General features: G+C 39.1%; 10 protein-coding genes and 1 riboswitch. Of the genes, 4 read left to right on the top strand and 6 right to left on the bottom strand.

Annotated elements, in window-relative coordinates; all coding sequences use genetic code 11:
* Nucleotides 1–325 precede the first annotated feature (325 nt).
* The 3 genes from ACQKIM_RS27160 (at nucleotide 326) to ACQKIM_RS27150 (ending at nucleotide 3,394) form a co-directional block, all read left to right on the top strand.
* A complete protein-coding gene (locus ACQKIM_RS27160; protein ID WP_427549916.1) occupies nucleotides 326–961 on the top strand; it encodes a YczE/YyaS/YitT family protein in 636 nt (211 codons plus the stop codon).
* A 98-nt stretch (nucleotides 962–1,059) separates the two neighbouring features.
* Nucleotides 1,060–2,136, top strand: a complete 1,077-nt coding sequence (locus ACQKIM_RS27155; protein ID WP_427549914.1) for a nucleotide kinase — start codon at nucleotides 1,060–1,062, stop codon at nucleotides 2,134–2,136.
* Between the two features lie 58 nt (nucleotides 2,137–2,194).
* A complete protein-coding gene (locus ACQKIM_RS27150; protein WP_427549911.1) occupies nucleotides 2,195–3,394 on the top strand; it encodes a glycine C-acetyltransferase in 1,200 nt (399 codons plus the stop codon).
* Nucleotides 3,395–3,532: 138 nt separating this feature from the next.
* Here the strand turns inward: ACQKIM_RS27150 and ACQKIM_RS27145 are convergent, their stop codons facing one another.
* The 6 genes from ACQKIM_RS27145 to ACQKIM_RS27120 form a co-directional block, all read right to left on the bottom strand.
* Nucleotides 3,533–4,729: a CaiB/BaiF CoA transferase family protein gene (locus ACQKIM_RS27145; RefSeq protein WP_427549909.1), complete on the bottom strand. Its 1,197-nt coding sequence runs from the start codon at nucleotides 4,727–4,729 to the stop codon at nucleotides 3,533–3,535.
* A complete protein-coding gene (locus ACQKIM_RS27140; RefSeq protein ID WP_427549907.1) occupies nucleotides 4,726–5,886 on the bottom strand; it encodes an alpha-hydroxy acid oxidase in 1,161 nt (386 codons plus the stop codon). The genes ACQKIM_RS27145 and ACQKIM_RS27140 overlap by 4 nt, the downstream gene beginning before the upstream one ends.
* A 14-nt stretch (nucleotides 5,887–5,900) precedes the next feature.
* Complete coding sequence (locus tag ACQKIM_RS27135) at nucleotides 5,901–6,680, bottom strand: enoyl-CoA hydratase/isomerase family protein (protein WP_427549905.1); 780 nt, start codon at nucleotides 6,678–6,680, stop codon at nucleotides 5,901–5,903.
* A gap of 11 nt (nucleotides 6,681–6,691) precedes the next feature.
* Nucleotides 6,692–7,363 carry a methionine ABC transporter permease gene (locus tag ACQKIM_RS27130; protein ID WP_427549903.1) on the bottom strand — a complete coding sequence of 224 codons (672 nt, stop codon included), beginning with the start codon at nucleotides 7,361–7,363 and terminating at the stop codon, nucleotides 6,692–6,694.
* Nucleotides 7,356–8,381 (bottom strand): methionine ABC transporter ATP-binding protein, encoded by a 1,026-nt coding sequence (locus ACQKIM_RS27125; RefSeq protein ID WP_427549901.1) that lies wholly within the window; start codon nucleotides 8,379–8,381, stop codon nucleotides 7,356–7,358. Before ACQKIM_RS27125 ends, ACQKIM_RS27130 begins: the two co-directional genes overlap by 8 nt.
* Before the next feature lie 220 nt (nucleotides 8,382–8,601).
* The gene (locus ACQKIM_RS27120; protein WP_427549899.1) at nucleotides 8,602–9,435 is read right to left on the bottom strand and encodes a MetQ/NlpA family ABC transporter substrate-binding protein; all 834 of its coding nucleotides are present in this window, start codon (nucleotides 9,433–9,435) and stop codon (nucleotides 8,602–8,604) included.
* Between the two features lie 89 nt (nucleotides 9,436–9,524).
* A riboswitch (SAM riboswitch) is annotated at nucleotides 9,525–9,629 on the bottom strand.
* 235 nt (nucleotides 9,630–9,864) lie between these two features.
* Here ACQKIM_RS27120 and ACQKIM_RS27115 point away from each other — a divergent pair.
* Complete coding sequence (locus ACQKIM_RS27115; RefSeq protein WP_427549897.1) at nucleotides 9,865–10,368, top strand: PPC domain-containing DNA-binding protein; 504 nt, start codon at nucleotides 9,865–9,867, stop codon at nucleotides 10,366–10,368.
* Nucleotides 10,369–10,805: the final 437 nt, after the last annotated feature.

The raw sequence follows: 10,805 nt of genomic DNA, 5'->3' as shown, positions 1-10,805 counted from the left end.
CGGTGTGGATCTTTTAGTCATGTTGAACACGTCCTCTAATGTAATTAGGATTATCATACATACGCTCACTTTTCCGTGTCCATTATTTATACTAATCACAAATTTGCTCGGCTATCGAAGAAAACCGCTCATGTAGGGAAACAGTTTGGTCAGCTAACGAGGAGAACCGCTCAGGTAGCCAAAGAATCCGCTCGGTCAGTGTGAAGAACCGCTCAGGTAACCAAAATTGTTTTTATAAGAGAAGCAGGCAAGTCCCATCCCCCCGATTTATGTAGAAACTATGGTACAGTTAGTGCAATATCATACATAGAGAGAGGGATATGAAATGCGAAAAATTATGGGGTGGCGTTGGGCATTTTTTATAGGTGGCCTAATAATTATGTCCCTTGGGATTACCATGTCTATTAAGGGTAAAATTGTAGGGACAAGCCCTTGGGATGTGCTGCATGTGGGTTTATTTCAAAACTTTGGTTTATCGATTGGGACGTGGTCTATTTTGACAGGGCTTTTTATTGTTGTTTCGACCTCAATTGTTTTACGACAATGGCCAAAGATAGGAACTTGGCTTAATATGCTTCTAATCGGATCATTTATAGATGTTTTTAATTGGCTATTGCCGTCAACGACTATATATGGTCTACAGATTACTTATTTTGTGATAGGTTTATTTGTTTTAAGTTTTGGTTGTGGTATGTATATAGCACCCAATATGGGGGCGGGGCCACGTGATACATTGATGATGATTTTGGTTGAGAAATTTGGTGGGACAATTAAAACGGCGAGAATGGGCATTGAGGTGCTGGTGACAATTTTAGGCTGGTTGCTTGGAGGTCCTGTCGGTGTTGGAACAGTGGTCATTGCTTTAACATCAGGCTATATTGTGCAATATTCATTACCCTATTGTCGAAAGATCTTAATGAAGTGTATTGGCAATATAGAGGGGATTAAGCCATTCTATTAAATAGGAAGCTACTTTTATCTTAAAGGATTGAAGTAGCTTCTCATTTTTTTTGCTGCCGTTTCATATAATGCAGGGCATAAGATAAAGGAGGAGCGGTATTGAACGGAAATGTGACCTATTATTTTGGACACGCATTGACAGGGCAAGGAATTAAACAATTATATAAGGAAATGATGGATGAGGCGGATTTGGTTTATCTATTGCAAGGTGCTCCAACAATGAAGGGGTCGGAGCTTTTAAAAGAGCTTGGCTATTTTTACGTTAAGCAGGGTTTCGCGGTAGAGTGGTTTAAGCACGCATTGTTAGAGGATGTTGTGGAGGCAGTGTTTGTTCGAGGGTGTGATCGACTCTATATTTGGTCATCTGAATGGGGCATCGAACCGACTTTCCTTGGAACAAAGCATCATGTGATGTCATTTTATGATTGTTTAGAGGACCTTCAGCTCGAAAAAGTAGGCGAACAGCTCGCTGAGGCAATGAAGGAACGTGAGTTATGGCGTGATAAATGTATAGCTACGCTAAGTAAAGCTATTAGGATTCATGATGATTGGGAGATTGTCACACAGAGCTGTATGAATTGGCAAGCATTAAATGATCAAGTGGAAATGTTAAAAACAAACGTTTTCCAATCAATCGTTTTAAATAAAACTGGAATGCGCACACACCGTTTGCTTGGAACATTAACACCAAGAGGCGCTGAAAATACAGTAGAGAGTATTACTAAAAATTTAGCTCGTCGATTAATGATAAAAGGTAAGCCGGGGACAGGTAAATCTTCCTTAATGAAGGATTTAGCAGATGAAGCTAATAAGAGAGGGCTAGATGCACAAATTATTTGGTGTGGTTTGGATGCAGGCTCTGTTGATATGGTCATTATCCCGGAATTAAACTTCTGCATATTTGATAGTACGGAGCCACATGTCTTTGATCCACAGGATGGCAGACTGGGGGATGAAATTTTTGATATAGGAAAACATTGTGCATTAACACAGGATGCAGAAGCTCTAATCGAGGATATCCATGTAAAGTATAAAGAGGCCATGCAGGATGCAATGGGCTACTCCAAGCGATTTGCGGAAGCAGAGTATACTGTACGCAGATTATTAGACCATTGTCTATCTTCTTCACTTTGGCGAGAAAAAACTGCTCCACTATTCGAAAGATTAACAAAGTAATTTTTCAAATGGCGTGCTTATGCTACACTAGGAGCTAGAACAGTTTTCCTAGGAAAGGATGATACGCTTGTCAAAAGTATTAAATGCATTTTTAGATGAAAACCTACAAGACTTGAGAGACCAAGGCTTATACAACGAGATTGATCCAGTAGAGGGAGCCAATGGACCTGTTATTCAGGTGCGTGGCAAAAATCTTATCAACTTATCCTCAAACAACTACCTTGGCTTAGCAACAAATGAAGAATTGAAGCGTATTGCCAAAGAGACTATTGATAAATATGGTGTCGGAGCAGGTGCTGTTCGTACTATAAATGGTACGCTTGATCTACACGTTAAATTAGAGGAAAAGCTTGCTGAATTTAAAGGAACAGAAGCAGCTATTTCCTATCAATCAGGCTTTAACTGTAATATGGCAGCGATTTCAGCTGTAATGGATAAAAATGATGCGATTCTTTCGGATCAATTGAATCATGCTTCTATTATTGATGGATGCCGTTTATCAAAGGCGAAAATCATCGCGTTTAATCACTCTGATATGGATGATTTACGTGCGAAGGCAAAAGCAGCGAAAGAATCTGGATTATACAATAAAGTTATGGTCATTACTGATGGTGTTTTCTCCATGGATGGTGATATTGCTAAATTGCCGGAAATTGTTGAGATTGCAAAGGAATTTGATTTAATTACGTATGTGGATGATGCTCATGGCTCAGGTGTAACAGGTAAAGGAAAAGGTACAGTGAAGCACTTTGGTTTAGAGAAAGAAATCGACTTCCAAATTGGTACACTTTCTAAAGCAATTGGCGTTGTTGGTGGATATGTCGCTGGTAAGAAAAATTTAATTGACTGGCTAAAGGTACGCTCACGTCCATTTTTATTCTCAACAGCACTACCACCTGGCGATGTTGCAGCGATTACGGCAGCAGTTCAAATGTTAATTGACTCCACTGAGCTCCACGATAAACTTTGGGAAAATGGCGATTATTTAAAAGCAGGGCTTGCCAAGTTAGGCTTTAATATTGGAGAATCCGAAACACCAATAACTCCATGTATTATTGGCGATGAAAAGCTGACGCAGGAGTTTTCTCGACGCTTATTTGAAGAAGGCGTTTATGCGAAATCAATCGTTTTCCCAACGGTTGCAAAGGGTACAGGTCGTGTTCGTAATATGCCTACAGCGGCTCATACAAAAGAAATGCTAGATGATGCACTCGCAATTTATGAAAAAGTAGGTCGCGAACTAGGTGTAATTCAATAAAAAAAGGGTTGCCTCTTAGTGAGGCAGCCCTTTTATTACGTATAGATGGATAGAACACTCTAAGTGATGGATAGCTAGACTAAATCAACGGATAGAACGTTCAAATTGACGGATAAACTGGGTTGAATCACATAAGCTCTATTTTGAATGAATGATATTCGTGGCTTTTAACTGTTTTATGTGTTCATCTGTCACATGCAATGATTTCAAAATCTCTTCATTATGTTGCCCTAATGTTGGGGCGGCATTTGTTAGCTGTCCAGGGGTTTGAGAAAATTTCGCTGGGAAGCCCAGTGTACGCATTGACCCAGCGGTTGGATGCTCATAGGATAGGACCATACCGCGCTCCAAAATATGAGGATCATTCAATGTTTGATCGTAGGAATAGATTGGGCTAGATGGTACACCATATTCATCTAAAAGCTGAAGCCAATATGCAGCTTTATGCTTGACCAATTCACTTTCGATTTCTTCCTCCAATGCTTTAACATTCTGAGCTCGTAAGTAGTTTGATGCGAACAGTGGATTACTCAGCCAATCTGGTCGATTGACGACTTTCGCGGCAAAAATCTCCCATAGCTTTTGATTGCCTGCACCTACTAAAATATAGTCATCCTGCGTTTTAAAACCCTGATAAGGTGCGGAAACACGATGCGCAGTACCTGTTCGCTCAGGTAGCTGACCTTGCCCAAAGTAAGCTGCCGCCTCCCAAACTGTCCATGCCAGTCCAGATTCTACTAAGGAAACATCAATATATTGTCCTTCACCGCTACGTAGCTTGTAAATATAGGCCATTAAAATAGATTGTAATGCTGTTTGAGCAGCCGCAATATCGTTTACAGCAAAGCCTACCTTTACTGGTCTGCCATCTGCTTCACCAGTCATATGCATTAAGCCACTAAGACCTTGCGCCATAATATCGTAGCCGCCCTTTTGACTATAAGGACCTGTTTGACCATAACCGGAAATGGAGCAATATATGAGACCAGGGTTAATATCTTTTAATGCTGCATAATCAATTCCTAACTTTTTAGTGACGCCAGGTCGATAATTTTCCACAAGCACATCTACCGATTGGATAAGCTCTTTAAAAAGCTCTAATCCCTCTGGTGTTTTTAAATTCAAGCAAACACCTTTTTTATTGCGATTAACCATCATGTACATATGGCTTTCTTCATTAATAAAGGGGCCCATCGTGCGTGTGTCGTCTCCATGGGGATACTTCTCAATTTTAACAACTTCAGCTCCCATATCTGCTAATACCATTGTGCAGTATGGACCGGCAAGCACCTGCGAGAGATCAACAACTTTTAAGCCTTGTAATGCTTGATTCATTTTTCATCGACTCCATCTTTTTTCACTAAATTAATATTTCGTAGTGCTGGAATAGAGGTTGCTCCTGCTAATGCAATGGAAACTTTCAATTCATCGTATAAATTCGTCATGACTTTTTCGACTCCATTCTGTCCGTCTAGCGCCAGTCCATAGACAAAAGGACGGCCGATTGCTACTGCATCTGCTCCTAAAGCAAGCGCTTTTAGGGCATCCATGCCACGATACACGCCACTATCTAAAATAATAGGAATTTGTCCATTCACCACTTTTACTATCGCTGGAAGTGCATCAAGTGATCCTACTACGCCATCCAGTTGGCGACCTCCATGATTTGAAACGATAATACCGTCTATACCATTGTCTATAGCTAGCTTTGCATCTTCAGGATGTAGAATACCTTTTAATAGGATAGGAAGATTAGATCGACGCTTTAATTCACGTACATTTTCCCAGCTTAAGGTAGGGTGGAAAACATTTTGAAGTACACCTTGGACGTAGGATTCAAATGATTCATCTGGCAGAGAAGCCATAAACACGGGATCATTGATGTAGTTTCCTCTTGCATAGCCTAGCTTTAAAGGAGAAAATTGGTTGCGAACATCTTCTTCGCGCCAGCCAAGCATAACTGTATCGACTGTGAGGACGATTGCTTCAAAGCCAGCAGACTCTGCACGAGCGGCCATACTATAAGCAATTTCCTCATTGGTAGACCAATATAACTGAAACCATTTTGTAGCGGTAGGGGCAGCTTGTGCAACATCCTCAAGTGCATGGCTAGAAACTGTGCTTTGTATATAGGGTATTTTTAATTGTTGAGCAGCACGGACAACTGCAAGCTCCCCATCATCATGTGCCATTTTATTCATGCCAACAGGGGCAAATAGAAATGGCGTTGGATATGTTTTTCCGAAAAGATTAATCGAAGTATCAATATTTGAAACATCATTTAAGAAGCGAGGTACTATGGAATACTTTTCAAATGCTGCACGATTATTGCGCAATGTTTGTTCGCCACCAGCACCTGAACGTATGTAGCCAAAAGGTCCAGCTTCAATTTTTTCTGCTACAGCCTTCTCTAAATCAGCAAAGCAAATGGGGAAGGGCGCTTGGGAGGTTATATTTTTTAATAGCAGGTCTCCATCAGTTGTCTTTGTCATTGTTACTACCTCACTTATTTATTAAAAATGGGCTTTCTTTTGTTTAAAAATGCCTGTATGCCTTCGTTATAATCATCTGAGCTAAAGGAATTAAGAATGATTTGAGCTAACACATCATTTTCTTCATTTTCACCATCTACAATAGCTTGTATAATTTTTTTAATGCCGGCATTGGCAACAGAAGATTTACTTAAGAGATGCTCAGCGAATTGCTGTGTGGCATTTTCGATATCCTCTGGCTCATGTAGGGCAGTAATCAAGCCAATACTTTTTCCTTCTTCAGCTGTAAAAATGTTTGCTGTGTATAAAATTTCTTTCGCCTTGGCAACTCCAACAATATTGATAAGACGCTTTGTACTTTCAAGATTATAGACGATGCCGATGTTTGCGGCAGTGATGCCTAATTTACTTTTGGGTGTAGCAATTCTAAAATCGCAGGCATTTGCTATTTCTAAGCCACCACCAATTGCTAAACCCTGTATCATAGCTATGGTTGGGTGCGGAAATTTATAGAGTGCGTCAATTGCCCTTAATGCCAAATCATTGTATGCCTTCGCGTTGTCAGCTGCATAACGAATATCTAAAAACTCACTAATATCTGCCCCTGAAGAAAAGGCAACCTCATTTACGCCACGGACAATTAAAAGTTTGATAGAAGGGTCAGAGCTTAAATGATGAAGCTCATTCAAAATAGCCTGAAACATTGCCCTTGATAAAGAGTTACGTTTCTCAGGACGATTTATCACTAAAGTTGCTATATAACCATTTTTCTCTACATAAATTTCATTTGTCACAGTGCTCCTCCTTAATCCTTCTTAAGTTTTGCTGCAAACCGATTGCCAATAGATTGAATACTCTGAACAAGAATGATTAAAATAAATACGGTCGCATACATAACATCGACCTCATAGCGTAAATGACCATAACGGTAGGCAAGATCACCTAAACCACCCGCACCAACCATTCCTGCCATTGCTGTTGCTCCAATAAGACCAATTGTGGCAATGGTTAAGCCTAAAATGATAGAAGGGCGAGCCTCGCGTAATAAAACATTCCAGATAATATGACGGCGTTTAATGCCCATTGCTGTATAAGCCTCTACAACACCTGGGTCCACTTCTAATAGTGCTGTCTCCATCAGTCGTGCGATATAAGGTGCCGTATAAACAACAAGTGGTACAATCACACCTTTCACACCAATCGTTGTCCCAACAATTAGCTTTGTAAACGGTAAAATAAAGAAGAGTAAAATGATAAATGGGACGGAGCGAATTATATTAATGAATAAATTAAAAAATTGATAAAGAAATTTATTTTCAAAAGATTGACCAGGACGTGTTAAAACAATTAAGAGCCCTAATGGAATTCCAATGACTATGGAAAAGAATAAAGATATTCCGACCATTTGGAAGGTTTCGATAATTGATTTTCCAATAACATCTGACCAATCTGTAAAGAAGCCTTGAATACTATTCATTTTGTTCGCCTCCTAATTCCTCTACGGCTACTCCATTTTCTGTGAAATACGTTAATGCCTTTTGTACAATATGCGCCTCACCATTTAAATGAACGACGATATTTCCGACGATGCCATTTTTTAATTCAATAATATTGGCAGTTAAAATATTTGGCTGAACATCGTATACTTTGCTGACCTCTGTCAGTAACGGTTTTCCAGTACTTTCTCCGAGAAATGTTAGACGAATAACACTCCCTGAAACATTGAGCTGCTGGATAAGAGAAGGGGATAGATTACGCTGTGAAATCGTGTTCAAGAACTTTCGCGTTGTTGGGTGCTGAGGCTTCGCAAAAAGATCAATAGCAGAGCCGTATTCCACAACTTTCCCTGCTTCAAGAACAGATACATCATCGCAGATTTTTTGTATGACATTCATTTCATGCGTAATAAGTAAAATAGTAATGCCTAGCTCACGATTAATTTTCAATAAAAGCTCAAGAATGGCTTCTGTTGTTTCTGGATCAAGTGCACTAGTCGCTTCATCACTTAGTAAGATTTCGGGTTCCTGTGCTAATGCACGGGCAATAGCAACTCGTTGTTTTTGACCTCCTGAAAGCTGACTTGGAAAGCTTTCTAATTTTTCTGTTAAACCAACAATTTCAGCGTATTTCGCCACACGATTTTTTACTTCGACATCGTTATAGCCAAGAAGCTTTAATGGGATAGCAATATTGTTATAAACGGTCGCAGTTTTTAAGAGATTAAAATGCTGGAAGATCATCCCGATCTTTTGACGGGTCTTTCGAAGATCATTTAGGGAAAGGGAAGTAATATCCACATTATTGATCCAAACTTTTCCTGCTGTTGGACGCTCCAATAGGTTGACACAGCGAATAAGTGTACTTTTACCTGCACCACTATAGCCAATGACCCCATGAATTTCACCTTTTTTAACATGAAGGTTAATCCCATTCACTGCTCTGACAATACCTTTTTTTGTTTTAAATTCTTTGGATATATTTTCTAACCGAATCATATGGATGTCTCCTTTCTAAAAAGCAAGAATCTGCTCGCTTTCCCAAAGGATTCTAGCAGATTCTCTATTTTATCCCGCTTAACGTGCTGTATAATCCCCTTTTCAAGAACAAAAAATTCTAAGTAGGGATCTTAATAACCTGTATAAGCCCAATTGTTTCAACGAATAATCAGTGGAAGATGGGGAAAATAACCACTTTGTCGAAGTCTATTTTTAGTACTTACCAGCTTGCAATTACAGAACCCTTAAATTCATCTTCAATAAATTTGCGTACTTCATCAGATTGATAAGCTTCAACGAATTTTTTAATCGTTGGATCATTCTCATTTTCGGCACGTACTACGATATAGTTTACATAAGGAGAGTCAGTAGATTCTAAAAGGATAGAATCTTCTTTAGGATTAATGCCAGCATCAAGCGCAAAGTTTGTATTAATAGCAGCTACATCAACCTCACTAAGCTGCTTTGGAATTTGTGCAGCCTCTAACTCTATGAATTTTAAATTTTTCTTGTTTTCCTCAACATCACGGATAGATGCTGTTAGGCCAGTACCTTCTTTTAATTTAATATAGCCAGCTTCTTGTAAAACAAATAGTGCACGGGCACCGTTTGTTGGATCGTTTGGTAAACCAAATGTTGCTCCGTCTGGTATTTCATCAAAAGATTTATATTTTTCAGAGTAAACACCCATTGGATTCAGAATAGTTTTTCCTACTGGTACTAAGTCTGTATCATGATCTTTATTAAAAGTATCTAAGAAAGGCTCGTGCTGATAGCTGTTTGCATCAAGATCGCCTTCAGCTAATGAAGTATTAGGTAAAACATAGTCAGAGAAGGATTTAAGCTCTACTTCCAAGCCTTTTTCCTTTGCAACTTTTGCCGCAACCTCTGCAATTTGTTCATGTGGACCAGAAGTGACACCTACTACGATTTTATTTTCATTAATAGCCTTACCTTGGTCGCCATTACTATCTTCTTTTGTACCACAGCCTACTAATGCCGCTGCTAATGTAAGACCTGCTAAGCCTATTAAAAATTTGTTTCGTTTCTTCATGAAAATGACCTCCAAAGTTTGTTTTATCGGTTTTTAAAAATAAAAAAAACTCTCTTATAAACTAAGAGAGGCTCATGAAAAAACGTCCTCTCTTATCTATCAAACGACAATCGTTTGCAGGATTTAGCACCTTCCTTTAAAAAGGAGGTTGCCGAGCTTCATAGGGCCAGTCCCTCAGCTACTCTTGATAAGAGATATATAGTATTTTTATAAATCCGATAGAACTAATATAAATTATAGGTTATTATTAGTCAATAATTATTTTATTTTTTATTTATTTTGATTTAGCAAATATGTGAAGAGATGAATGGTTTTTTGTTTTTGCATCCGCTGAATCAAGTGAGAGCCCCCTACGGATTTTGAGTAGAAGCTTTTAGAGCTAGCTGGACGTTGGGCGTAAATAATTTTGAAGCAAAAGGGGGTGTAGGGATGCCTATAAGAGTAAATTATGGAGTTGGAGCATTTGGAAAAGTGATTAGTGCTCGTATTTTAATGGGGACTGATATTATTGAGGGGATAGAGGCAATCTGTCAAGAGAACGATATTGAGTCGGCTACCATTGTTAGCTGTATTGGCAGTTTTCAAAAAAGTAGTTTTGTATATTTAGTACCAGATGAGACCTCTAAAATTAATGTCGGTTTCAGTGAAGTAGTTAAAAAAGAGGGACCCCTTGAATTTATTCAAGGTGCTGGTGTTGTGTGTAAACGTGATGGAGAATATGAGACGCATCTTCATGGATCAATGAGTGATCAATGGGGTCAAGTATCGGGAGGGCATTTGATAAAGGGTGGAAATATTGTAATTACAGCCGATATCGTTTTAGCTGAGGTACAGGGCATTCAGCATATTCGCCAATTTGATGATGAAACAGGACATGTTCAATTTTATCCTTTAGAAAAAGACTTACGAAGTCCAAGAAAGATCGAGAAATGAAAAAACTGTTCTATGGCATTGCTGTAGAACAGTTTTTTTGGAATTTGTTTATATCAATTATGCCTCGGCATAATTGCGTCCGGAATCGGCTTTGTGCTTAGGCCTGCGTGATGCAGATCAGTTAGCCGTTATCGCATGGATGCGATGATTTTAGGCTAACATCCTTTATTAACTCCTTTTCGATTCCGTGACATCCGCCAGAGGCTTTGGGCCAACACGATGTTGGTCACTCAGGCGTTTTCACAGGATGTGAAGATCTTAGCCTGAGTTCCTCTATTTCAGCGGGTGTTTGGACACCTCTGAAAAGTAGCTTAAATTCATTCAGATCACTACCTATAGAGGTCATAGTGTTGAAATAAGATTATGTCAATGAAAATGCCACAAATTTTTTGTGGCATTTTTATGATTCTATTTGTTTTTTTAAACAGATTCTTCTA

Origin of the sequence: Lysinibacillus sp. NPDC047702 (assembly GCF_050272555.1) — a bacterium.
Lineage (GTDB): Bacteria > Bacillota > Bacilli > Bacillales_A > Planococcaceae > Lysinibacillus.
Note: the sequence above shows the minus strand (reverse complement) of the source record. Positions and strands in the feature narration are given on the sequence as shown.

What these genes read in the sequence shown, in the direction of transcription:
- ACQKIM_RS27160 (WP_427549916.1), top strand. Translation starts at nt 326, where the DNA reads ATGCGAAAAATTATGGGGTGGCGTTGGGCATTTTTTATAGGTGGCCTA.
- ACQKIM_RS27150 (WP_427549911.1), top strand. Translation starts at nt 2,195, where the DNA reads ATGATACGCTTGTCAAAAGTATTAAATGCATTTTTAGATGAAAACCTA.
- ACQKIM_RS27145 (WP_427549909.1), bottom strand. Translation starts at nt 4,729, where the DNA reads ATGAATCAAGCATTACAAGGCTTAAAAGTTGTTGATCTCTCGCAGGTG.
- ACQKIM_RS27140 (WP_427549907.1), bottom strand. Translation starts at nt 5,886, where the DNA reads ATGACAAAGACAACTGATGGAGACCTGCTATTAAAAAATATAACCTCC.
- ACQKIM_RS27130 (WP_427549903.1), bottom strand. Translation starts at nt 7,363, where the DNA reads ATGAATAGTATTCAAGGCTTCTTTACAGATTGGTCAGATGTTATTGGA.
- ACQKIM_RS27125 (WP_427549901.1), bottom strand. Translation starts at nt 8,381, where the DNA reads ATGATTCGGTTAGAAAATATATCCAAAGAATTTAAAACAAAAAAAGGT.
- ACQKIM_RS27120 (WP_427549899.1), bottom strand. Translation starts at nt 9,435, where the DNA reads ATGAAGAAACGAAACAAATTTTTAATAGGCTTAGCAGGTCTTACATTA.
- ACQKIM_RS27115 (WP_427549897.1), top strand. Translation starts at nt 9,865, where the DNA reads ATGCCTATAAGAGTAAATTATGGAGTTGGAGCATTTGGAAAAGTGATT.